Consider the following 22,409-nt stretch of genomic DNA (forward strand, 5'->3'; position numbering starts at 1 on the left):
AAAGGTGGAACAAAGCACCAAGCGTACAAGAGCTTGGCAGCTGCCAGCGCCACCTAGGTGACGCAGATCCAGCGACATTTCAGCCCCCGCTTGTCCGGCAAGGCCTGCCACCACGGCATGCGCCCAGCGAAAAGTGCAGCAGACGCCCGAAAAAAAGGGCCTGCGAGGGCCCTTTCTTCAACGTGCGCCTTGCAAAGCGCTTATGCCCGCCATGGCGGGCTTACTTGCCCAGGATCTGCTTGATCTTCTCGGTCTCGAAATGCTGGCCACGTTCGGCTTCGGACGGCACGCAGTCGCGCGCCGACATCTGCACCGACAGTTTCTCGACCACTTCCCACAGCTTGGCCAGTTGCTCCTCGTGGCAGGCGGCACCATCGACCAGACCGCGCATGGCCTGGGACAGCGGGTCGTCTTCCTGCGTCACGCCATAGGCGGTGAAAACCCCCTCCTGGCTCGCGCAGTCGGCGTTAGCGGCGGCCGACGGTGCCGCACTGGCCGGCTGAACCACGGGCGGCAGATCCACGGCATCGGTCACATCGGCGCTGGCGCCTTCCTTGGACGGAATGATCCGCGCCGGAATGCCCACAGCCGTGGCGCCGGCGGGCACCGGCTTGATGACCACGGCGTTGCTGCCGATCTTGGCGTTGTCGCCCACCTCAAAGCCGCCCAGCACCTTGGCGCCGGCGGCCACCACCACGTTCTTTCCCAGTGTGGGGTGGCGCTTGCTGCCCTTGTACAGCGAGGTGCCGCCCAGCGTGACGCCGTGGTAGATGGTGCAGCCGTCGCCCACCACCGCGGTTTCGCCGATCACCACGCCCATGCCGTGATCGATGAACACGCGCTCGCCAATCACCGCACCGGGGTGGATTTCAATGCCCGTGAGCCAGCGTCCCAGGTGCGAGATGAAACGCCCCAGCCACTTGAGCCCATGCGTCCAGCACCAGTGCGCCAAGCGCTGCAGCCAGATGGCATGCAGGCCGGGGTAACAGGTGACGACTTCCCAGGTGCTGCGGGCCGCGGGGTCGCGGTCAAGAATGCACTGGATGTCGGAGCGCAGGCGGGAAAGCATCAGGTGTTACAAAGTGGAAGAAAAGGTCGCCAGTCTAGCGGCTTGCCGCCTCGCTCATCAGCATGCGTTTGGCGACACCGCGCAGGATGTGGATTTCCTCCTGCGTCAGCTGGGCACGGTTGAACAATTGGTTGAGGCGCGGCATCAGCTTCTTGGGTGCGGCCGGGTCCAGAAAACCGATGTGCGTCAGCGCCTCTTCCCAATGCTGCAGCATGCCGCCCACCTGCGCCACATCGGCGCGCTGCGGCTGGGGCGTGTGCTCCACCACCGGGAAACCGCCCAGTGCCTGCCGCCATTCATAGGCCACCACCTGGATGGCCGCGCCCAGGTTCAGCGAGCCGAACTGCGGATTGGATGGAATGGAAAGCGCCACATCGCTGCGATAGACATCCTCGTTGCTCATGCCAAAGCGCTCGCAGCCAAACAGCAGGCCCACACCGGTCTGGTTGCACGTGGCGGAAGGCGCGGATTCGGCCGCAGCGGCCACGCCGGAAGCCAAACACTGAACCGCCTGTGCCGTGTCTGCAGGACGCACATCCAGCTCCCCTTTCATCAGCATCTCGAAATGCTGGCGCGGCGTGCGTGTGGGCGGACCAAAGTCGCGCGGCGTCATGGCCGTGGCACACAGATGGCTGATGCCGTCCAGGGCTTCGTCCAGCGTTTCCACAATGCGGGCATTGCCCAGCACATCCAAGGCGCCACTGGCGCGCTGGATGGTTTCTTCCTTGCGCAGCACATTGACCCAGCGCGGCCGCACCAGCACCAGATCGTCGAAGCCCATGGTCTTCATGGCGCGGGCGGCAGCGCCCACATTGCCGGCATGGCTGGTTTCTATCAGTACAAAACGGGTTTTCATGAAAATGTCATGCCCGGCGCGAAACCGCGGGCAGCAAAAAATGGCGAAGCCAGTTAGAATCTCGCCCCTATTGTCGCTGTCCGCATCGCCGGACGTGCGCAGAGCGCGGGAACCCGGTCATTGCACTGCCATTGCACCGGGTCCGACCGCCTGAAAGAGTTCTTCATCCGCTGCGGGCGGTGTGTCATGCTGGTTGTTGTCTGAGAGAAGTTGCGTTAGGTACAGCATGCGCGCGCCTGTGGTTTAGCACCCAACGCTTACACAATCTATGTCGACCAACCTGCATCCCATGCTCAACGTGGCCATCAAGGCCGCCCGCGCCGCTGGCGCTGTCATCAACCGTGCCGCCCTTGACGTGGAGAACGTGCGCGTGGCGCAAAAGCAGGTCAACGACTTTGTGACCGAAGTGGACCAGGCGTCCGAGCGCATCATCATCGAAACCCTGCTGGGCGCCTACCCCCAGCACGGCATCCTGGCCGAAGAATCCGGCAGCGAATACGGCAACAAGAACTCCGACCACATCTGGATCATCGATCCCCTGGACGGCACCACCAACTTCATCCACGGCTTCCCCGTGTACTGCGTCAGCATTGCACTGTCGTACAAGGGCAAGATCGAGCACGCCGTGGTGTACGACCCCAGCCGCAACGACCTGTTCACCGCTACCCGTGGCCGTGGTGCCTTCCTGAACGAACGCCGCATCCGCGTGTCCAAGCGCACCCAGCTCAAGGACTGCCTGGTCTCCACCGGCTTCCCCTTCCGCCCCGGTGACAACCTGCGCCACTACCTGCGCATGTTCGCCGACGTGACCGAGCGCGTGGCCGGCGTGCGCCGCCCTGGCTCTGCCGCACTGGACCTGGCCTATGTGGCCGCCGGCTTTACCGACGGTTTCTTTGAAACCGGCCTGTCCAGCTGGGACATCGCCGCCGGCAGCCTGCTGGTGACCGAAGCCGGTGGTCTGGTGGGCAACTTCACCGGCGAAGCCGACTTCCTGGAACAGCGCGAGCTGCTGGCCGGCAACCCCCGCGCCTATGGCCAACTGGTCGGCATCCTGGGCAAGTACAGCAAGTTCGCCGGTGTGGACGACAAGATGGGCGTGCAAGCCGCGCTGAAGCAAGACACCGCTGGCGAAGGCGCGCAAGAAGCCTGATACCGGCCTCCTCCGCCCTGGCTGCCCAATGCAGCCACGCCAAGCCGCCGCAGCCTGCCCGGGCCCGGCGGCTTTTGCATGCCCGCATGCTGCGGTGCACATATGGAAAAAACCCTCGACCTTGTCAGCCAGCATGCCGCATGATGGCCGGGCATGCAGCGCCGCTTTCGACCGCGCTGCCCCTAGGGAGGCCTGCAGTGGATTACAAGGACTACTACAAGACTTTGGGCGTGGCCAAAGACGCCGGCGCAGACGAGATCAAGAAAGCGTTCCGCAAGCTGGCGCGCAAGTACCACCCGGATGTCAGCAAGGAGGCCGATGCCCAGCAGCGCATGGCCGAGGTCAACGAGGCCTACAACGTGCTGTCCGACCCGGAAAAACGCAAGGCCTATGACGAACTGGGCGACCCCAGCCAGTACCAGGGCGCACAAGGCCAGGGCTTTACCCCGCCCCCAGGCTGGAACCACCAGGAATTCCACTTCCGCGACAGCGATGGCGCCAGTGGCATGGGCGGCATGCACGGCGAGGACTACAGCAGCTTTTTCGAAGAGCTGTTTGGCCGGGCCCACCGCCAGCAGCGCCGCCAGCGCCAGCAGGCCGGGCCGCCGCCCGATGTGCGCGGCCGGGACCAGCACTCCGTCATCGAGCTGGATGTGCCCGACAGCTACGCCGGCGGCATGCACCGCCTGCAGTTGCGCGGCGTGCAGCTGGACGCCCAGGGCCACGCCCATGAAACCGTGCGCGAGCTGCAGGTCACCATTCCCAAGGGGGTGCGCGAAGGCCAGATGATCCGCCTGGCAGGCCAGGGCAGCCCCGGCCTGGGCAACGGCGAAGCCGGCGACCTGCTGCTGGAAGTGCGCTTTCGCGCCGACAAGCGCTGGCACACCGAAGGCAAGGACGTGTACCAGCAGCTGCCCCTGATGCCCTGGGAGGCGGCACTGGGTGGCCCGGTGGAATTCACCACCCTGGCCGGCCCCCTGGAGATCAATGTCCCCGCCGGCAGCCAGCCCGGGCGCAAGCTGCGCATCAAAGGCAAGGGCCTGCCCAGCAGCACGCCGGGGGACCTGTACCTGGTGCTGCAGCTGCAGGTGCCCAAAGCCCACACCGCTGCCCAGCGCGCCGCCTACGAAGCACTGGCCGCCGCCTACGCCGATCTGCGCACCCGCACCGGAGATGCCACATGACCATCCCCTTCTACACCCCACCCGAACTGCTGGATGCCCAGGCCCTGAGCCTGGTGCAGCTGGCCCAGGCCTGCCGCACCGACACCGCCTGGATCGTCCAGCGCGTGACCACCGGCGTGCTGGCATGCGACCCAGCCGCGGATGACCAGACACCGCAGCAGTGGCGCTTCAGCACCCAGACGGTGATCCGCGCGCGGCGCATTGCCGATCTGGAACGCATGTTCGACGCGGACCCCGAGCTGGCCGCCATGACCGCCGACCTGATGGAGGAAGTGCGCCAGCTGCGCCAGCGCCTGGAAAGCCTGGGCCACTGAGCAGCCCGTCCCGCCGCCCCCGGCCTTGCTGAGGCAGGCTCGCAAGGCCCTGGTGCGTCGGCATGAACTGCGCCCGGCGGCAAAGAGCCGCCGGCCCATCCGGGATAATTGCCGGCTGATCCCTGCCGGCGCAGGGTGCCGCGGCCCCAGGGCAGCCGCCTTGCGCCGCGCAGCACACAAGGAATTGACTTTGCAGAGCCCGGCTACCTCCACCACCACCGCATCCCCCGAAGCCACCCCGGCGAACGAACCGGGCGCACCCAGCGTCAGCGGATCACCGCTGGACGCACCGCTGGCGGCCCATACGCCCATGATGCAGCAGTACGTCCAGATCAAGGCCCACTATCCGGACACGCTGGTGCTCTACCGCATGGGCGACTTCTACGAGGTCTTCTGGAGCGATGCCGAAAAAGCTGCACGCCTGCTGGACATCACGCTGACCACCCGCGGCCAGTCCGCCGGTTTTCCGGTCGCCATGGCGGGCGTGCCTTTCCATGCGCTGGAAAGCTATCTGGGCCGCCTGATCAAGATGGGCGAATCGGTGGCGATTTGCGAACAGGTGGGCGAAGTCGGTGCCAGCAAAGGCCCGGTGGAACGCAAGGTGGTGCGCGTGGTCACCCCCGGCACCATCACCGACAGCGAGCTGCTGAACGACAAGCAGGAAGCCATGCTGCTGGCCCTGCACACCGCCGGGCGCCAACGCTGCGGCCTGGCCTGGCTGAGCGTGACGCAGGGCCGCATCCACATGGCCGAATGCGGCGCCGACGAACTGGGTGCATGGCTGGCACGCATCAGCCCCAGCGAGGTGCTGTACAGCGCCGGCGTGACCGAGCGGTTCGAGAAGAACCTGTACGCCCTGCGCCAGTCCAGCACCTTCACCGCACCGCTGACCCCCCGGCCGGATTGGCAGTTCGACAGCGGTCTGGGCAAGCGCAAGCTGCTGGAGCAACTGGGCAGCGCCAACCTGAACGCCTGGAACGCCGAAGACCTGCCGCTGGCCCATGCCGCCTGCGCCGCGCTGCTCAGCTATGCCGAACACACCCAGGGCCGTGCCCTGCCGCATTTGCACAGCATCCAGGTGCAGCGCGACGATGAGCTGATTGCACTGCCGCCGGCCACCTGCCGCAACCTGGAGCTCGTCAAGACACTGCGCGGCGAAGACACGCCCACGCTGTTTTCGCTGCTGGACACCTGCATGACCGGCATGGGCAGCCGCCTGCTGAAAAACTGGCTGCTGGAGCCCCGCCGCGACCGCAGCCATGCCACCGCCCGCCTGCAGGCCACGCAGGTGCTGCGCGGCCAGGGCAGCGGCACAGCCCCCTGGCAGACGCTGCGCGACGCCCTCAAGGGCGTGAGCGATGTGGAGCGCATCACCGCCCGCACCGCGCTGCGCCAGGTGCGCCCGCGCGAGCTGGTGGCCCTGGGCAAGACGCTGCAGAAAGTGCAGCTGCTGGCCCGCTCCGGGACAGCGCCCTCGGCCTATCTGAATCAGATCTTTGCAGACCTGCAGCCCCCGGAAGGCTGCGCCGAACTGCTGGAGCGCGCCATCCAGGAAGAACCTGCCGCCCTGGTGCGTGACGGCGGTGTGATCGCCACCGGTTTTGACGCCGAGCTGGACGAACTGCGCAGCATCCAGGACAACTGCGACGGCTTTCTGCTGGAGCTGGAAGCCAAGGAAAAGCTGCTGACCAGCATTCCCAATCTGCGCGTGCAGTTCAACAAGGTCCACGGTTTCTACATCGAGATCACCAACAGCTACCGCGACCAGGTGCCGGAACGCTACCGCCGTCGCCAGACACTGAAGAACGCCGAGCGTTACATCACGCCCGAGCTCAAGGCCTTTGAAGACAAGGCCCTGTCCGCCCAGGAACGCGCGCTGCAGCGCGAGAAGTTCCTGTACGAACAGCTGCTGGACCAGCTGCAGCCCCATGTGCCCGGCCTCACCCGCGTGGCCCAGGCCATTGCCGCACTGGATGTGCTGTGCACGCTGGCCGAGCGCAGCCTGACCCTGAACTGGTGCGCCCCCGAATTCAGCTGCCTGCCCTGCATCGAGATCGAAGCCGGCCGCCACCCGGTGGTGGAAGCGCGCATGGCCGAAACCTCGAGCGGCAGCTTCATCCCCAACCACACGCAGCTGAACACCAACACGCGCATGCAGATCATCACCGGCCCGAACATGGGCGGTAAGTCGACCTATATGCGCCAGGTGGCCCTGATCACGCTGCTGGCCAGCATGGGCAGCCATGTGCCCGCCACGCGCTGCCTGCTGGGGCCCATCGATGCCATCCACACCCGCATCGGTGCGGCGGACGACCTGGCCAACGCCCAGTCCACCTTCATGATGGAGATGACCGAGGCCGCGCAGATTCTGCATGCCGCCACACCGCACAGCCTGGTGCTGATGGACGAGATCGGCCGGGGCACCAGCACCTTCGACGGCCTGGCCCTGGCCAGCGGCATTGCCTCGCAGCTGCACGACAAGACCAAGGCCTTCACGCTGTTTGCCACCCATTATTTCGAGCTGACCGACCTGCCTGCCAAGGCCAGGGCAGCCATCAATGTGCACGTGGGTGCCGCCGAGGCCGGTACGGACATTGTGTTTCTGCATGAAATCCAGCCCGGACCGGCCAGCCGCAGCTACGGCATCCATGTCGCCAAGCTGGCCGGCATGCCCGCCGGGGTGCTGAACCACGCCCGCCACGCGCTGGCCACGCTGGAGGAACGCGCCAGCGAGGACCGCCTGCAGGTGGACCTGTTCGAAGCGCCTGCGGCGGCCGAGTCCGGCCCCAGCGCCGGCCCGGTGGATGCGGCCCTGGCCCAGATCAATCCGGACGCCCTCAGCCCCCGCGAAGCGCTGGAGGCGCTGTACCAGCTGAAAAAATTGTCGCAGCAGGTGTGACCCGCTGGTTTCCATCCACTAGCGCCCGCTGCCTGCGGGCGCTGTGCCTGGGTACCTCCGCCATTGGCGCTGACCGGCTGCATTTCGCGGCGCTGTAGCCGCAACTGGTCACATTCCCCTGGCAGTGCACCGGTGCGGGCGGTAATCTGCAGCCATTCCCCACCGCAGGCCCCATACCTTGAAGGATGCCCTGACCATGCCGACGCCCGCCACACCGCACTCCCCCGCCGCCCTGGATCGCCTGGCCCGCCGCCGGGTACGCGCCAAACTGGGCTGGTGGAGCCACGCAACCATCTACCTGCTCGTCAACCTGGGGCTGTTGGCTCTGAGCTGGTACCAGGGCCGGCACTGGGCCGTGTTCCCGGCCCTGGGCTGGGGCCTGGGTCTGGCACTGCATGGCCTGGCCGTGTTCTGGATGCAGCCCGGCAGCACCGGGATGGAACGCCTGGTCGCCCTCGAACGGGCACGGCTGCAAGCCCAACACCCGCAAGGCTGAGCCCGCATGCAGCCGTTTGCCACCCCGCCCACCCCATCCACTCCGTCCACCGCGGCCGCCCCCCTGTTTGCGCCTTTGCTGCGCCATGCGCCGCTGGTGCTCGCCTTGTGCCTGGGCATCACCATGCTGCGCAGCGCCCTGGTGCCAGCCGACTGGTTGCCCAACCTGTGGTGCTCGCTGGCCATCGGCATCCCCAGCTGGCTGGTGATCGACGCCGGGCGGCTGTGGCTCAGCCGCGGCCAGCCCTACCCCTGGCCGGCGGGCTGGCGTGGCCCTGCACTGGTCATGCTGGGCATGGCGGTGGGGCTGCTGGTGGGGGACATCACGACACGCCTGGTCCTCGGCCACCCGCTGCTGCAGGGCGATATGCTGGTGTCCACCCTGGTAACTACGGCAGTTGCCAATGGCATTGCCTCGCTGCTGTTCTACCTGGGCGGCAAGGCCCATGCGCTGGAAAACCAGGTGACTGCGGTGCAGCGCGACGCGGCTGAAGCCCGGCTCAAGCTGCTGGAAAGCCAGCTGGAGCCGCACATGCTGTTCAACACCCTGGCCAATCTGCGGGTGCTGATTGCCGCCGATCCGGCGCGCGCACAGACCATGCTGGACCAGTTGATCGCCTATCTGCGCGCCACCCTGGGCGCTGCCCGCCAGCCCTGGCACACGCTGGAGGCCGAATTCGCCCGGCTGAACGACTATCTGGCGCTAATGGCCGTGCGCATGGGCCCACGCCTGCACTACCAGCTGCAACTGCCGCCTTCGCTGGCCGGCATACCCGTGGCTCCGCTGCTGCTGCAGCCGCTGGTGGAGAACGCCATCCGCCATGGGCTGGAGCCCCAGCCGGGCCCCGGCCAGATCACGGTGCAGGCCTTGCAACTGGGGCAGGGTGCGGCCGCCCGGCTGCAGCTGCAGGTCACAGACAACGGCGCCGGCCTGCCACCGGACTCTCCCCCTCCAGCGGCGGATGCCCCCACCCTGCCCGACCGCCACTTTGGCCTGCAGCAAGTGCGGGATAGGCTGGCCGGCCTGTACGGAAGCGCAGCGACCCTGGAGCTGAGGACTGTCCCTACAGGCGGCACCAGCGCTACCATCGTATTTCCGTTACCCGGCACCGCACCTTCGCCATGACCTTCCGCGCCCTGATTGCCGAAGACGAACCCCTGCTGGCCCTGGGCTTGCAGCACGCCCTGGCCGAGGCATGGCCCGAACTGGACACCTCCGCCCTGGCCCTGGACGGCATCGCCGCCGTGCAGCAGGCCCTGGCGCTGCAGCCGGATGTGCTGTTCTTCGACATCCGCATGCCGGGCCAGAGCGGACTGGAAGCGGCCGCCGAACTGGCGGATGCCTGGCCGCCCGATCGCCCTTTTCCCGCACTGGTCTTCATCACCGCCTACGACCAGTACGCGGTACAGGCCTTCGAGGCCCAGGCGGCGGACTATCTGCTCAAGCCCGTACAGCCCGAAAGGCTGCGGCGCACGGTGCAAAGGCTGCAGCAGCGGCTGACCGCCCCCCCGGCCCCCTCCCAGATGGACGCCACGCTGGCCCAGTTGCGGGCGTTGCTGGACCTGCCCGCCGCAGCCCCTGCGCGGCTGCAGATGCTGCAAGCCGGCCAGGGCACGCAGATCCACATGGTGGCCGTGGCCGAGGTGCTGTTCCTGGAAGCGGCCGACAAATACGTGCGCGTGTGCACCGCCACCCAGGAATACCTGGTACGCACCCCGCTCAAGGAACTGCTGCCCTGTCTGGACCCGGAACAGTTCTGGCAGGTGCACCGCGGCACGGTGGTACGCGCCAACGCCATTGCCAGCGCCAGCCGGGACGCCAGCGGCCGCCTGAGCCTGCACCTGCGCCAGCGCCCGGAGCGCCTGGCGGTCAGCCGCCTCTACGCACACCGTTTCAAGGCCATGTAAGCAGCCACCAGCCTGGACACCCGCCGTGCGGGCCCGTCGCTTGCTTCCCCCACGCAGCCCCCCAACATTGCGGGCGCACTACACTTGGGCCTTTCGCCGTTTCACTTTTCCACCATGACCTATTGCGTCGCCGTCAAACTCAACGCCGGGCTCGTTTTTCTGTCCGACTCCCGCACCAATGCCGGACTGGACCAGATCAGCTCGTTCCGCAAGATGATGGTCTACGAGAAGACGGGCGACCGCTTCATGGTCCTGCTGTCGGCGGGCAATCTGTCGATCTCGCAATCGGTGCGTGAAATCCTGCAGACCCAGCACATCCGCGACGAGCAGACCGGCGAGATCCTGACCATCTGGAACGTCACCAGCATGTTCGATGCCGCCCGCGTGCTGGGCGCGGCCGTGCGCCATGTGTACGACCGCGATGGCGTGGCCCTCAAGCGCGCCGGTGTGGACTTCAATGTCTCCATGGTGTTTGGCGGCCAGATCAAGGGCGAAGGCCTGCGCCTGTTCCAGGTGTATGCGGCCGGCAACTTCATCGAAGCCACCTATGAAACGCCCTACTTCCAGATCGGCGAATCCAAGTACGGCAAGCCCGTGCTGGACCGCGTGATCACCCCCGACACCCCCTTGGACGAGGCCGCCAAATGCGTGCTGGTGTCCATGGACAGCACGCTCAAGTCCAATCTGTCGGTGGGCCTGCCGCTGGACCTAGTGCTGTACGAGACTGGCAGCTTCCGCTCGGACAAGGTGGTGTGCATCGACGAGTACAACCCCTACTACCGCATGCTCCACGAAAGCTGGGGCGAGCGCCTGCGCCATGTGTTCGACAGCATCGAAGACCCGGCCTGGGAAGGCGAGAAAACCACCACCCCGCTGCGCGTGCACAGCACCCGTGCCCCGCAGCTGAAGAAGATCACCGCACCGTCCGAAAAGCTGGTGTAAGCCATCTGGCCTACAGTGCCTGCCATGCTGCCCGTCATCTTCTCGCACGCCAACAGCTTTCCGGCCGGTACCTATTCGCTGCTGTTTCAGTTGCTGGAGCGGCGCGGCATGGCGGTACAGGCGCTGGACCGTCTGGGCCACGACCCCCGCTTTCCCGTCAGCGACAACTGGCCGCACCTGGTGGAGCAACTGGCGGAATTCGTGCGCAGCCAGACGCCCAAAGGCAGCGAGCCTCCCTATCTGGTGGGGCATTCGCTGGGCGGTTTCGTCAGCGTGATGACGGCCGCCAAATACCCGGAACTGGCCCGCGGCGTGCTGATGCTGGATTCGCCGCTGATCAGCGGCTGGCGTGCCACCACGCTGGGCGTGGCCAAGCGCACCCAGCTGGTGGGCAGCGTCTCGCCCGGCAAGGTGAGTGCCCGCCGCCGGGCGCAGTGGCCGACGATGGACGAGGCACAAAGCTATTTCCACAGCAAGCGCCTGTTCACGCGCTGGCACCCCCAGGTGCTGCAGGACTACCTGACCCACGGGCTGGCGCACGGCGACGACGGGCAGCTGCGCCTGCACTTCACCCGGGAAGTGGAAACCACCATCTACAACACCTTGCCGCACAACCTGGGCAGCTGGCTGTCGCGCAACCCGCTGCGCTGCCCGGTCGCCTTCATCGGCGGACGCTCCTCGCGCGAAATGAAGCAGGTCGGCATGGACCTGACCCAGCGCATCACCCAGGGGCGCATCAGCATCCAGGACGGCACGCACCTGTTCCCCATGGAGCAGCCGGAATCCACGGCGGCCTCCATCGAGGCGGCCTTGCTCAACCTCGAATTCGTGCGCAACCGCGCCAGCCACTGAGCCGTTTTTGCGGAACTGCGTTCCGCGCCCCTTATTGCGGCAGGTCTTCCAGATCCAGCACGCTGTCCCAGGGCAGCCCCTGCAGATCGTCAAAGTGGGCCACCAGCACCCATTGCGCGCCCTGGGCACGTTGTGCCAGCGCCTGGCGGAGATAGGCAATGGAAGGCCGGTCCAGCCCGGCGACCGGCTCATCGATCAGCACCAGATCCGCGCCGCTGGACAGCGCCGCCGCCATCCACAGCTTGCGGGCCGTGCCGGTGGACAGTGCATGCCAGGGCTTGGCCACATCCGCCTGCAGCTGCCACTGTGCAATGTGCGCCTGCCATTGCGCCGCGTTCCAGCGCGGATAGGCCCGGGCCTGCTGGGCCGCCCACTGCAAAGGGGTGCCGGTGGTGGCACCCTGCTGCTCCGGAAAACGGGGATCGACCCAGAACACATCGCCCGGCATCAGCGCCCGGTCGGACCACCCCACCGTCCCCGTACGTGGCGGCTGTGCCCCGGCCAGCGCGCGCAGCAGGCTGCTTTTGCCGGCACCGTCGCCGCCGCGCAGCAAATGCAATCCAGGCTTCCAGGCATGGCTCCACTCCCGGCACAGCTGCCATGCGCCATGGCCCAGTTGCAAGGCCTGCACCTGCAGCTGGCGGAATCGTGCGAAATCGGGTGGAGAAGTCATAGAAGAACAGCAAAGGCAAAAGAAGCGGGAGCCGCCACAACCCACAACCGGGTCGGCTTGGAAGTGCTGCGGTGCCGGCACAGCGCCAGGGCAACGGCACATTCTAGAAAACAGACAGCAGCCTGCTCCACAATAACAGCCGTCTCCCCCACCACCGAACACCATGCGCACCGCCCTGGACTATCTGATTTTTGACTACAGCGAAGACGAGGAAGGCAGCGCCACCTGGGATGCCATGGCCACCGTCACCGCCGACCGCTGGCCGGCCCTGCAGGCGGAAGTGCTGCAGGTGCTGCACTGGGCCGAACAGCAATTTCCCCGCCAGCGCGGCGCACTCGACGAAGGCGCCGCCTGGGACTTCGACATCAGCCTGGGCGACAGCACCGGCCGCGATCTGCGTGCCGTGGTACAGGGCCAGCCGCTGGCGCTGCAGCATGCAGCCCTGCCTGCCACCGGCACTGTGACCTTGACCCTGACGCTCACCGGCCGCGCCGCCTTTGCGGACGCACTGCTGCAGGCCTTCGATCTGGAATGAGCCCCATGGACAGCGCCCCCGCCATCTCCATTCTGATGGTCTGCATGGGCAACATCTGCCGCAGCCCCACGGCCCATGGCGTGATGCGGGCCCGCATTGCGGCGCGCGGCTGGCAGGATCTGGTGCGGGTGGATTCCTGCGGCACCCATGCCTACCATGTGGGCGAACCGGCCGACCAGCGCGCCCGGCAGCATGCGCAGCACCGGGGCTACGACCTGTCGGATCTGCGTGCACGCCAGGTGCAGCCCGAAGACTTTCGCCGCCACGACCTGATTCTGGCCATGGACCACGAAAACATGGCCCGGCTGGAACAGCAATGCCCGCCCGCCTTGCAGCACAAGCTGCAGCTGCTGACCCATTACTGCAGCCGCCACCGCAGTGCCACCGTGCCCGATCCCTACTACGGCGGTACCAACGGCTTTGAAAAAGTGCTGGACCTGGTGGAAGATGCCTGTGATGGCGTGCTGGACCATCTGGCCCACCTACACCCGCAGCTGCCACGGCCCGACTCCACCCCGGGCGAGAGCGCCAAATGATCTGCATCAAGCCTTCGCGTTAACCCTTATTGCTACACAATCAATAGCAACAGACGCAATAAACACCTAGGGAATTCACCGTCACACTGCCGTCAGAAACGGTAGAAAGTGCTCCGTAGAATCGCGCCTTCGTAAGAGTCCGCTGACCTTTTGTTTGCCCGTGCACACCGCCACAGGAACACCCGGTCAGGCGAACCTACGCTTCGCCAATACACGGAGACAACATGCAGGCTTTACTCAAGCTTTCACGAGGAATAGACCGGCTCAACGCGCTGGTCGGCAGATACGTCATCTGGCTCATCCTGGGCGCCACCATCATCAGCGCCCTCAACGCCATCGTGCGCAAGGTGCTGCACACCAGCTCCAATGCCTTCCTGGAAGTGCAGTGGTACCTGTTTGCAGCCTCCTTCCTGCTCGCCGCCGGCTACACGCTGCTGGAGAAGGAACACGTCAAGGTGGACGTGATCAACTCCAAGCTTTCGCTGCGCACCCGGGTATGGATCGACGTGATCGGCTTCGCGCTGTTCCTGACCCCCATGTGCCTGATCGTGCTGTACTACGGCACGCCCTTCTTCCTGCAGGCGCTGCGCACCGGTGAAATGTCCAGCAACGCCGGCGGCCTGATCCGCTGGCCGGTCTATCTGATGATGCCGCTGGGCTTTGGCCTGCTGCTGCTGCAAGGCATCTCCGAATTCATCAAGCGCATTGCCTTCCTGGCCGGGCTGATTGACGACCCCACGGTCAAGATCGTGGAGAAGAGCGCGGAAGAAGAACTGGCCGAAGCCATCCGCAAAGCCGAAGAAGAAGCTGAGCGCACCGGCGCCAAGCGCGCCTGAGCGAGGGAGACACAGCGATGGAATTCATTGCCAACAATATGGCCCCGATCATGTTCGCGGGGCTGATCTGTTTCTTGCTGATCGGCTTCCCCGTGGCCTTCAGCCTGGGCGCCTGCGGCCTGTTCTTTGCCGTGGTCGGCATCGAGCTGGGCGTGCTGCCCGAAGCCCTGATGCAGGCACTGCCGCTGCGCATCTACGGCATCATGCAAAACGAAACGCTGCTTGCGATTCCCTTCTTCACCCTGATGGGGTTGATTCTGGAGCGCAGCGGCATGGCCGAGGATTTGCTCGACACCGTGGGCCAGCTGTTTGGCCCCATCCGCGGTGGCGTGGCGATTGCCGTGATTCTGGTGGGCGCCATGCTGGCCGCCACCACCGGCGTGGTGGCCGCATCGGTGATCTCCATGGGCCTGATCTCGCTGCCCATCATGCTGCGCTACGGTTATGACCGCCGCATCGCATCGGGGGTGATTGCCGCTTCCGGCACGCTGGCGCAGATCATTCCGCCTTCCTTGGTGCTGATCGTGCTGGCCGACCAGCTGGGTCGCAGCGTGGGCGACCTGTACAAGGGTGCCTTTGTTCCCGGCTTCATGCTGGTGGGCATGTACATGGTGCTGATCTTTGCACTGGCCATCTTCAAGCCCGCCATGGTGCCGGCCCTGCCGCCCGAAGCGCGCAGTCTGAAGGAAAAGGACGGCTCCAGCGGCCTGCCTTCGCTGCTGGCCCTGACCGTGCTGTGCGTGGGCGTGTCCCTGTTCGCCGCCCACCACATGGAAACCATCCACACCTGGTTCACCGGTGAAACGGTGGAGAAGGTCGCCACCGACGAGACCATCGTCTTTGCCATGTGCTTTGGCGTGGCCCTGGCCTTTGTGGCCGCGTCCATCAACCGCATCACCCGCATGGGCCTGCTGTCGCATGTGGCCGAGAAGGTCACCTTCGTGCTGATCCCTCCGCTGCTGCTGATCTTCCTGGTCCTGGGCACCATCTTCCTGGGCATTGCCACGCCCACCGAAGGCGGCGCCATGGGCGCCATGGGTGCCATCATCCTGGCCCTGCTGCGCAAGCGCCTGGACTACAAGCTGCTGCGCCAGGCACTGGTCGGCACCACCAAACTGTCGTGCTTTGTGCTGTTCATCCTGATCGGTGCCACCGTGTTCGGCCTGACCTTCCAGGGCGTGGACGGCCCGCTGTGGGTGGAACACCTGCTGGCCGGCCTGCCTGGCGGCCAACTGGGCTTCCTGATCGTCGTGAACATCATGGTGTTCGTGCTGGCCTTCTTCCTGGACTTCTTCGAGCTGTCCTTCATCGTGGTGCCGCTGCTGGCCCCGGTGGCCGACAAGCTGGGCATCGACCTGGTGTGGTTCGGCGTGCTGCTGGCAGTGAACATGCAGACTTCGTTCATGCACCCACCCTTCGGCTTCGCGCTGTTCTTCCTGCGCTCGGTGGCGCCTGAAAAGGAATACACCGACAAGGTGACCAAGAAGCGCATTGCCCCGGTGACCACCTCGCAGATCTACATGGGTGCCATCCCCTTCCTGTGCATCCAGCTGCTGATGGTGGGCCTGATCATTGCCTTCCCGGGCATTGTCTCCAGCGGCCTGGACGAAAAGCAGAATTACGATCTGGACAAGGTGCGCGAACAGATGGAAGCCGATATGCCGGCGCCCATCGACTTCGAGAACCCCACGCTGGAAGGCGGTGCCCCCGATGCCGGTGCAGCCCCCGCCGCCCCGGCCGAGGACGACCCTATGAAAGCCATGGAAGACGCGATGAAGAACGAGCAGCCCAAATAAGCTGCAGCGCTCCGCACACCACCAGCCCCTGCGCTTCGGCCCAGGGGCTTTTTTGTGGGCGACGCCACAGTGGTCGCATCCCACGCGAACACCCTCCCGCGGCATGGCGCATGCATGCTTGCGAGCAAAGCCACCGCGTACACCTTGCCCAATCTATTGAATTTGCTACTGTTTTAGATACAACAGTACCACCTGGAGCCCCCAGAGGCCGCGTGCTGGCTGTCAAGCATTTCCGGTCGGCAGCCCGGTCATCTGCACCCCAACCCCGCCCGCCGCGTACACTGGCTGCGGGTGCCCGCCACATGCGGTGGTGACGGCAGGTGAATCTTCATGCGCAGGTCGGGCCGCCGGCGCACTCCCTGCCGAAAGTCCGTCCACCGTGCACTCCCGTGACCCCATGGGCCAGGCGCGCCTGTCCGCGCCCCCTGCCCAGATCCATCCCGACTTCCCCACGCCCTCGGCCCGCATCCCCCGGATGCAGCAGGCCACCGACAGCGCGCTTCGCCACCTCGGCCGCGTCCTGCACATCGAGGCCATGAGCGGCATCGTGCTGCTGCTGGCCGCCACCGTGGCACTGCTGTGGGCCAACTCGCCCTGGGCGCAAAGCTACGTTGACACCTGGCACGCCCCCCTGGCGTTGACGATCGGCCCCTGGTCCGTCACCACCGATTTGCATTTCTTCGTGAACGATGTGCTGATGACCATTTTCTTTCTGGTCGTGGGCATGGAAATCCGCCGTGAAATCCACAACGGCGCGCTCTCCAGCCTCGGCCAGGCCAGCCTGCCGGTGATGGCGGCCATCGGCGGCGTGGCCGTGCCTGCACTGATCTATGTGGCGTTCGCGGCCGGTGACAGACAGCTGCTCAACGGCTGGGCCATCCCCACGGCCACCGACATTGCCTTTGCCGTGGGCGTGCTGGCACTGCTGGGCAGGTCTGTTCCGGGGCCGCTGCGCATCTTCCTGCTGGCCCTGGCCATCATCGACGACATCATGGCCGTGCTGATCATTGCCTTCTTTTACTCGGGCGGGCTGGACTACAGCGGCTTTGGCATTGCCTTCATCGGCCTGTTGCTGGTGCTGCTGTTCAACCGCATGGGCGTGGCCAGCGCATGGCTGTACCTGCTGCCCGGCACCGTGCTGTGGTGGGGCCTGCTGAAAACCGGTGCCCACCCCACCCTGGCCGGTGTGGTGCTGGGGCTGATGACCCCCGTGGCCTTGCGCCCAGCCCCACGCCACCAGCTGGAAGTGGCACAACAAGCGCTGTCGCGCGTGCAGGTTCAGGCCCGGGCCGGCAATGTGGATGTGCAACTGCTGCACCACGAACTGCGCGTGGCCGCCACGGCGCAGCGCGATCTGCTGGCCCCGGTGTTCCGACTTCCCCCGCTGCTGCACCCCTGGGTGGCGTTTGGCGTGATGCCGATCTTTGCCCTGGCCAATGCCGGCGTGCAGTTCGGCGGCGTGGACCTGACCGCCTCCAGCCCCGCCACCGTGGCGCTGGGGGTGGCAGCGGCCCTGGTCCTGGGCAAGCCCATCGGGGTGTTCCTAGCCACCTGGCTGGCCGTCAAGACCGGTCTGTGCCGGATGCCCCAGGGCGTGACCTGGCCAGGCGTGGTGCTGGTGGGCATGCTGGCGGGCATCGGCTTCACCATGGCCATCTTTGTGGGGGGACTGGCCTTTGCCGAGCCACAGCTGCTGGCCGCCGCCAAGATGGGCATTCTGGGCGCATCGGCCACGGCCGCGGTGCTGGGCCTGCTGTATGGCTGGGTGGTGCGCCAGCGCCTGCAGCACTGACCGCAGCGGGAGTTCCCGCACTCCCGCCTTGCCACAAAAAAACCGGGCCATGGCCCGGTTTTTGGGGTGTGCAGCGCACAGCGTGCTCACATCTTCTGCGCCGACATGAAGTTGTCGAAGCGCGACTCGGCAAAGCGGAACCACAGGATCTGGTCGCGCTGGAAGTTGCGGTAGTCGGCGTAGATCTTCTTCCAGTCCGGATTGCTGTTGTCCAGGCTGGCATACAGCTCCATGGTGGCCTTGAACGACGCATCCATCACGGTCTGTGGGAACGGCAGCACCTTGGCCTTGGCGGCCACCAGCTGCTTCAGCGCGCCGGGGTTGCGGGCGTCGTAGCGGGCCTGGGTGGTCACGTGGGCTTCGTAGGCCGCCGACTTGACCAGGGCTTTCTGCTCGTTGGTCAGGCTGTTGAAGGCCTTGTCGTTGATATAGAAGGACAGGTTCAGCGAACCTTCCCACCAGCCGGGGTAGTAGTAGAACGGCGCCACCTTGTTCAGACCCAGCTTCAGGTCGTCGTACGGACCGATCCATTCGGCCGCATCGATGGTGCCCTTTTCCAGCGACTGGTAGATTTCACCAGCCGGGATGTTCTGCGGCACGGCACCCAGCTTTTCCAGCACCTTGCCGGCAAAGCCGCCCACGCGGAACTTCAGGCCCTTGATGTCTTCGGTGCTCTTCACTTCCTTGCGGAACCAGCCACCCATCTGCGCGCCGGTGTTGCCACCCGGCAGCGGCACGATGTTGTACTTGGCGTAGAACTCGGTCATCAGCTTGGAGCCATTGCCATCCACCATCCAGGAGGTCAGCTGGCGCGAGTTCATGCCGAAGGGAATGGCACCGCCGATGGCAAACACTTCGTTCTTGCCGAAGAAGTAGTAAGGCGCGGTGTGGGCCATTTCCACGGTGCCGTTCTGCACACCGTCCACCACGTTGAAAGCGGGCATCAGCTCGCCGGCCTGGTGCACGGAGACTTCGAACTTGCCACCCGACATGGCCTTGATGGACTGGGCAAACACTTCGGCCGAGCCGTAGATGGTGTCTAGCGATTTGGGGAAGCTCGACGCAATGCGCCAGCGCACCACGGGTTGTGCATGCACGGCTGGGGCTGCGGCGGCAGCCAGCACGCCGGCAATGCCGGCATTCTTCAATACGGAACGACGATCCATTGACCTCTCCTTGTGTTGTCGCAAGTTACGGGAAATTGATCCGCTTCTGCGGCGGATTCAGGGAACAAAAAAGCCGGCCATCATCCGATGTGCATCGGATGGCAATGCCGGCTCGCAGGGGATGCTGCAACCTTCTCCTGGCGGAACGGGTTGCAGCATGGAACGCCAATCAGAGCTTGATCGACGCCATGTAGCTGTTGTAGCGGAACTCCGAGAAGCGTTCCCACAGCAGTTGGTCGCGCTGGAAGGCACGCATGTCCTGGTGGATCTTCTTGAACTCGGGCGACTTGGCTTCGTGCTCGGCAAAGACTTCCATCGAGGCCTTGTAGCCGGCGTCCATGACGTCCTTGGGGAAGGCCTTGAGGACGGTCTTGTCGGCCACCAGCTTCTTGAGGGCAACGGGGTTGAAGGCGTCGTACTTGGACGTCATGTCGCGGGCCGCCACACGGGTGGCAGCATCCACAATGGCCTTGTTCTCGACCGACAGCGCCGCATAGGCCTTGGCGTTGACGAAGAACTCCAGCTCCGCACCGCCTTCCCACCAGCCGGGGTAGTAGTAGTAGGGAGCAACCTTGTTGAAGCCCAGCTTCTGGTCGTCGTAGGGACCCACGAACTCGGTGGCGTCCAGCGTGCCTTTTTCCAGGGCCTGGTACACATCGCCGGCAGGCATGTTCTGCGAGACCACGCCCAGCTTGGCCATGGCTTCACCAAACAGGCCGCCGCCCAGGCGCATCTTCAGCCCCTTCAGATCGGCGACGGACTTGATTTCCTTGCGGTACCAGCCGCCCATCTGGGTGCCGGTGTTGCCCGCGCTGTAGCTCTTGATGTTGTAGTTGGCGCAGAAGGCGTCAAACAGCTTGCGGCCGTTGCCGTGCTCCATCCAGGCATCCATCTGGCGTGCGGTCAGACCGAAAGGCACGGCGCAGCCAAAGGCGAAGATGGAGTTCTTGCCGGTGAAGTAATAAGGCGCGGTCTGCGCCATTTCGATGGTGCTGTTTTCCAGCGCATCCACCACGCCGAAGGCGGGCATCAGCTCGCCAGCGGCATGCACCGAGACTTCGAACTTGCCGCCCGACAGGGCCTTGACCGTCTGAGAGAATTTTTCCGCGCTACCAAAGATGGTGTCCAGCGACTTGGGGAAGCTCGAAGCCAGGCGCCAACGCACAGCCGCTTGGGCATGCACGGCGGGGGCTGCACCGGCAGCCAGTACGCCAGCCAAGCCAGCCTGTTTGATAAGGGAACGACGGTCCATTTTCTCTCCTAATATTGCACTTTCGGCTACACACACTGCAGCACACCGGCTACAGCAGCGGAGCGTGCGGCATTGTAGGAATGGAAAAACGCCAGCCCCGCGCGGGTTAACCCCGAAACCAGGGGATAGCCCGCACCCGTCTTCAGTGTTGTGTCAGCGTCATGCATGCGGCGCACCAGCGCCGGTATGCGAAACAATGGCGCAAAAAAAGCCGCCCCGAAGGCGGCTTGGTGCGTGATGCCGGCAGGCAGCGCAGCTGGGCGTCATGGCGCCATGAAGCGCGCCCGGATGGAAGCTTCCATGCCCGCCGCGTCCAGGCCTTGCAGGGCCAGCAGCTTGGCGGGGTCGCCATGCTCGATGAACTGGTCGGGCAGGCCCAGGTGCAGCAGCGGCTTGGTGATGCCGGCGGCAGCCAGCGCCTCGCCCACAGCAGAGCCGGCTCCGCCCATGACGCAGCCCTCTTCCACGGTGACGATCGCATCGTGCTCGGCCGCCACCTGGCGCAGCAGTTCCTCGTCCAGCGGCTTGGCCCAGCGCATATTGACCACAGTGGCATCCAGCGCCTCGCCCGCCGCCAGGGCGGGATACAGCAAGCTGCCAAAAGCCAGGATGGCGATCTTCTTGGTGGCCGAGCTGCGGCGGATTTCCCCCTTGCCGAACGGCAGGCCGTCCAGGCTTTCCAGCGGCGTCATGCCCACGCCGGCACCGCGCGGATAGCGCACGCAGACAGGGTGGTTCTGCGCGTAAGCCGTGCTCAGCAGCTGGCGGGTTTCGCGCTCGTCGGCAGGACAGGCCATGCTCATGTTCGGGATGCAGCGCACAAAGGCGATGTCGTAGGCACCGGCATGGGTGGCGCCGTCGGCCCCCACCAGACCCGCGCGGTCCAGCGCAAACACCACCGGCAGGTTCTGCAGCGCCACGTCGTGGATCAGCTGGTCATAGGCGCGCTGCAAAAAGGTGGAATAGATCGCCACCACGGGTTTGAGGCCTTCGCAGGCCATGCCGCCGGCAAAGGTCACGGCATGCTGCTCGGCAATGCCCACGTCGTGGTAGCGGCCGGGGAAGCGCTTGTGGAACTCCACCATGCCCGAGCCCTCGCGCATGGCCGGCGTGATGCCCACCAGACGCTGGTCCTGGGCTGCCATGTCGCACAGCCACTGGCCGAACACCTGCGTGAACGTCTGCTTGGCCGGTGCGGCCGGCTTGACCAGGCCCACGGCCGGATCGAACTTGCCCGGACCATGGTAGGCCACAGGGTCGGCCTCGGCCAGCTTGTAGCCCTGGCCTTTCTTGGTGACCACGTGCAGGAACTGCGGGCCCTTCAGGCCCTTGATGTTTTCCAGCGTGGGAATCAGCGAATCCAGGTCATGCCCATCGATGGGGCCGATGTAGTTGAAGCCGAACTGCTCGAACATGGTGGCAGGCACCACCATGCCCTTGGCCTGCTGCTCCAGACGCTTGGCCAGCTCCAGCAACGGAGGCACCTGCTTGAGCACGCTCTTGCCCATATCCCGGGCCTTGGCGTAGAACTGGCCGCTCATCAGCTGGGCCAGGTAGCGGTTCAGCGCGCCCACGGGCGGGCTGATGCTCATGTCGTTGTCGTTCAGGATGACGAGCAGATTGGCGTCCGCCACCCCGCCGTTGTTCAGCGCTTCAAATGCCATGCCGGCCGTCATGGCCCCATCGCCGATCACGGCAATGGCGCGGCGGTTTTCACCCTTTTGCTTGGCGGCCAGGGCCATGCCCAGTGCAGCCGAGATGCTGGTGGACGAGTGCCCGGCACCGAACGCGTCGTACTCGCTTTCGGTGCGCAGGGGAAAGCCCGAAATCCCGTCCAGCTGGCGCAGCGTGGACATGCGCTCGCGCCGGCCGGTCAGGATCTTGTGCGGGTAGGTCTGGTGGCCCACATCCCAGACGATGCGGTCATACGGCGTATCGAACACCGCATGCAGCGCCACGGTCAGCTCCACCGTGCCCAGGTTCGAGCTCAGGTGGCCGCCGGTCTGGGAGACGCTGTCGATCACATAGTTGCGCAACTCGGACGCCAGTGCCTTCAGGTTGCCACGCGGCATGGCGCGCAGGTCGGCAGGCGCATTCACTTTCTGCAGCAGAGGGTAGGCGTTGGTGGTCATCAGCTCTTTTTTTACGGGCTGC

General features: G+C 65.5%; 20 protein-coding genes. 14 read left to right on the top strand and 6 right to left on the bottom strand.

Annotation, left to right across the window (positions count from 1 at the left end; translation table 11 throughout):
* Nucleotides 1–220: 220 nt before the first annotated feature.
* Together cysE and KW830_RS07265 are read right to left on the bottom strand one after the other, a co-directional pair.
* Complete coding sequence (gene cysE / locus KW830_RS07260) at nucleotides 221–1,069, bottom strand: serine O-acetyltransferase (protein ID WP_066539220.1); 849 nt, start codon at nucleotides 1,067–1,069, stop codon at nucleotides 221–223.
* 34 nt (nucleotides 1,070–1,103) lie between these two features.
* Nucleotides 1,104–1,925 (bottom strand): RNA methyltransferase, encoded by an 822-nt coding sequence (locus tag KW830_RS07265; protein ID WP_218332699.1) that lies wholly within the window; start codon nucleotides 1,923–1,925, stop codon nucleotides 1,104–1,106.
* Between the two features lie 268 nt (nucleotides 1,926–2,193).
* Between KW830_RS07265 and KW830_RS07270 the strand changes: the two genes are divergently transcribed.
* From KW830_RS07270 to KW830_RS07310, 9 genes are all read left to right on the top strand, one after another.
* The gene (locus KW830_RS07270) at nucleotides 2,194–3,075 is read left to right on the top strand and encodes an inositol monophosphatase family protein (RefSeq protein ID WP_066539222.1); all 882 of its coding nucleotides are present in this window, start codon (nucleotides 2,194–2,196) and stop codon (nucleotides 3,073–3,075) included.
* Between the two features lie 197 nt (nucleotides 3,076–3,272).
* Nucleotides 3,273–4,259 carry a J domain-containing protein gene (locus KW830_RS07275; RefSeq protein WP_218332700.1) on the top strand — a complete coding sequence of 329 codons (987 nt, stop codon included), beginning with the start codon at nucleotides 3,273–3,275 and terminating at the stop codon, nucleotides 4,257–4,259.
* The gene (locus KW830_RS07280; protein WP_066539225.1) at nucleotides 4,256–4,573 is read left to right on the top strand and encodes a chaperone modulator CbpM; all 318 of its coding nucleotides are present in this window, start codon (nucleotides 4,256–4,258) and stop codon (nucleotides 4,571–4,573) included. Before KW830_RS07275 ends, KW830_RS07280 begins: the two co-directional genes overlap by 4 nt.
* A 310-nt stretch (nucleotides 4,574–4,883) precedes the next feature.
* On the top strand, nucleotides 4,884–7,472 hold the full coding sequence (gene mutS / locus KW830_RS07285; RefSeq protein WP_218333146.1) for a DNA mismatch repair protein MutS: 2,589 nt from the start codon (nucleotides 4,884–4,886) through the stop codon (nucleotides 7,470–7,472).
* Nucleotides 7,473–7,668: 196 nt separating this feature from the next.
* The gene (locus KW830_RS07290; protein WP_218332701.1) at nucleotides 7,669–7,968 is read left to right on the top strand and encodes a 2TM domain-containing protein; all 300 of its coding nucleotides are present in this window, start codon (nucleotides 7,669–7,671) and stop codon (nucleotides 7,966–7,968) included.
* Nucleotides 7,969–7,974: 6 nt separating this feature from the next.
* On the top strand, nucleotides 7,975–9,093 hold the full coding sequence (locus KW830_RS07295; protein WP_192334347.1) for a sensor histidine kinase: 1,119 nt from the start codon (nucleotides 7,975–7,977) through the stop codon (nucleotides 9,091–9,093).
* Nucleotides 9,090–9,875 carry a LytTR family DNA-binding domain-containing protein gene (locus KW830_RS07300; protein ID WP_066539227.1) on the top strand — a complete coding sequence of 262 codons (786 nt, stop codon included), beginning with the start codon at nucleotides 9,090–9,092 and terminating at the stop codon, nucleotides 9,873–9,875. Before KW830_RS07295 ends, KW830_RS07300 begins: the two co-directional genes overlap by 4 nt.
* Before the next feature lie 114 nt (nucleotides 9,876–9,989).
* Complete coding sequence (locus KW830_RS07305; RefSeq protein WP_066539228.1) at nucleotides 9,990–10,817, top strand: proteasome-type protease; 828 nt, start codon at nucleotides 9,990–9,992, stop codon at nucleotides 10,815–10,817.
* A 24-nt stretch (nucleotides 10,818–10,841) separates the two neighbouring features.
* Nucleotides 10,842–11,669 (top strand): alpha/beta fold hydrolase, encoded by an 828-nt coding sequence (locus tag KW830_RS07310; protein WP_066539233.1) that lies wholly within the window; start codon nucleotides 10,842–10,844, stop codon nucleotides 11,667–11,669.
* 31 nt (nucleotides 11,670–11,700) lie between these two features.
* Here the strand turns inward: KW830_RS07310 and KW830_RS07315 are convergent, their stop codons facing one another.
* The gene (locus KW830_RS07315; protein ID WP_066539235.1) at nucleotides 11,701–12,342 is read right to left on the bottom strand and encodes an ATP-binding cassette domain-containing protein; all 642 of its coding nucleotides are present in this window, start codon (nucleotides 12,340–12,342) and stop codon (nucleotides 11,701–11,703) included.
* 163 nt (nucleotides 12,343–12,505) lie between these two features.
* Between KW830_RS07315 and KW830_RS07320 the strand changes: the two genes are divergently transcribed.
* From KW830_RS07320 to nhaA, 5 genes are all read left to right on the top strand, one after another.
* Nucleotides 12,506–12,877 carry a hypothetical protein gene (locus tag KW830_RS07320; protein WP_066539237.1) on the top strand — a complete coding sequence of 124 codons (372 nt, stop codon included), beginning with the start codon at nucleotides 12,506–12,508 and terminating at the stop codon, nucleotides 12,875–12,877.
* Between the two features lie 5 nt (nucleotides 12,878–12,882).
* Entirely contained in the window at nucleotides 12,883–13,413 is a 531-nt protein-coding gene (locus KW830_RS07325; RefSeq protein WP_066539525.1) for a low molecular weight protein-tyrosine-phosphatase, read from the top strand.
* 224 nt (nucleotides 13,414–13,637) lie between these two features.
* Entirely contained in the window at nucleotides 13,638–14,249 is a 612-nt protein-coding gene (locus KW830_RS07330; protein ID WP_066539239.1) for a TRAP transporter small permease subunit, read from the top strand.
* 17 nt (nucleotides 14,250–14,266) lie between these two features.
* A complete protein-coding gene (locus tag KW830_RS07335; protein WP_066539241.1) occupies nucleotides 14,267–16,045 on the top strand; it encodes a TRAP transporter large permease subunit in 1,779 nt (592 codons plus the stop codon).
* A gap of 475 nt (nucleotides 16,046–16,520) precedes the next feature.
* On the top strand, nucleotides 16,521–17,837 hold the full coding sequence (nhaA, locus tag KW830_RS07340) for a Na+/H+ antiporter NhaA (protein ID WP_255578284.1): 1,317 nt from the start codon (nucleotides 16,521–16,523) through the stop codon (nucleotides 17,835–17,837).
* An 86-nt stretch (nucleotides 17,838–17,923) separates the two neighbouring features.
* On the opposite strand, the gene KW830_RS07345 is transcribed toward nhaA, so the two are convergent.
* From KW830_RS07345 to dxs, 3 genes are all read right to left on the bottom strand, one after another.
* Nucleotides 17,924–19,003 carry a TRAP transporter substrate-binding protein gene (locus KW830_RS07345; protein ID WP_066539245.1) on the bottom strand — a complete coding sequence of 360 codons (1,080 nt, stop codon included), beginning with the start codon at nucleotides 19,001–19,003 and terminating at the stop codon, nucleotides 17,924–17,926.
* A 169-nt stretch (nucleotides 19,004–19,172) separates the two neighbouring features.
* Nucleotides 19,173–20,255 carry an ABC transporter substrate-binding protein gene (locus KW830_RS07350; RefSeq protein WP_066539247.1) on the bottom strand — a complete coding sequence of 361 codons (1,083 nt, stop codon included), beginning with the start codon at nucleotides 20,253–20,255 and terminating at the stop codon, nucleotides 19,173–19,175.
* Between the two features lie 263 nt (nucleotides 20,256–20,518).
* Nucleotides 20,519–22,387: a 1-deoxy-D-xylulose-5-phosphate synthase gene (gene dxs / locus KW830_RS07355; RefSeq protein ID WP_066539250.1), complete on the bottom strand. Its 1,869-nt coding sequence runs from the start codon at nucleotides 22,385–22,387 to the stop codon at nucleotides 20,519–20,521.
* Nucleotides 22,388–22,409 lie beyond the last annotated feature (22 nt).

This window comes from Comamonas sp. CMM03, from assembly GCF_019218715.1.
Classification (GTDB): Bacteria; Pseudomonadota; Gammaproteobacteria; order Burkholderiales; family Burkholderiaceae_C; genus Comamonas; species Comamonas terrigena.

Coding starts and splice junctions, on each gene's coding strand:
- cysE (WP_066539220.1), bottom strand. CDS start 1,069: ATGCTTTCCCGCCTGCGCTCCGACATCCAGTGCATTCTTGACCGCGAC.
- KW830_RS07280 (WP_066539225.1), top strand. CDS start 4,256: ATGACCATCCCCTTCTACACCCCACCCGAACTGCTGGATGCCCAGGCC.
- KW830_RS07290 (WP_218332701.1), top strand. CDS start 7,669: ATGCCGACGCCCGCCACACCGCACTCCCCCGCCGCCCTGGATCGCCTG.
- dxs (WP_066539250.1), bottom strand. CDS start 22,387: ATGACCACCAACGCCTACCCTCTGCTGCAGAAAGTGAATGCGCCTGCC.
- KW830_RS07305 (WP_066539228.1), top strand. CDS start 9,990: ATGACCTATTGCGTCGCCGTCAAACTCAACGCCGGGCTCGTTTTTCTG.
- KW830_RS07345 (WP_066539245.1), bottom strand. CDS start 19,003: ATGGATCGTCGTTCCGTATTGAAGAATGCCGGCATTGCCGGCGTGCTG.
- KW830_RS07330 (WP_066539239.1), top strand. CDS start 13,638: ATGCAGGCTTTACTCAAGCTTTCACGAGGAATAGACCGGCTCAACGCG.
- KW830_RS07295 (WP_192334347.1), top strand. CDS start 7,975: ATGCAGCCGTTTGCCACCCCGCCCACCCCATCCACTCCGTCCACCGCG.
- KW830_RS07265 (WP_218332699.1), bottom strand. CDS start 1,925: ATGAAAACCCGTTTTGTACTGATAGAAACCAGCCATGCCGGCAATGTG.
- mutS (WP_218333146.1), top strand. CDS start 4,884: ATGATGCAGCAGTACGTCCAGATCAAGGCCCACTATCCGGACACGCTG.
- KW830_RS07310 (WP_066539233.1), top strand. CDS start 10,842: ATGCTGCCCGTCATCTTCTCGCACGCCAACAGCTTTCCGGCCGGTACC.
- KW830_RS07325 (WP_066539525.1), top strand. CDS start 12,883: ATGGACAGCGCCCCCGCCATCTCCATTCTGATGGTCTGCATGGGCAAC.
- KW830_RS07350 (WP_066539247.1), bottom strand. CDS start 20,255: ATGGACCGTCGTTCCCTTATCAAACAGGCTGGCTTGGCTGGCGTACTG.
- KW830_RS07320 (WP_066539237.1), top strand. CDS start 12,506: ATGCGCACCGCCCTGGACTATCTGATTTTTGACTACAGCGAAGACGAG.
- KW830_RS07335 (WP_066539241.1), top strand. CDS start 14,267: ATGGAATTCATTGCCAACAATATGGCCCCGATCATGTTCGCGGGGCTG.
- nhaA (WP_255578284.1), top strand. CDS start 16,521: ATGCAGCAGGCCACCGACAGCGCGCTTCGCCACCTCGGCCGCGTCCTG.
- KW830_RS07315 (WP_066539235.1), bottom strand. CDS start 12,342: ATGACTTCTCCACCCGATTTCGCACGATTCCGCCAGCTGCAGGTGCAG.
- KW830_RS07270 (WP_066539222.1), top strand. CDS start 2,194: ATGTCGACCAACCTGCATCCCATGCTCAACGTGGCCATCAAGGCCGCC.
- KW830_RS07300 (WP_066539227.1), top strand. CDS start 9,090: ATGACCTTCCGCGCCCTGATTGCCGAAGACGAACCCCTGCTGGCCCTG.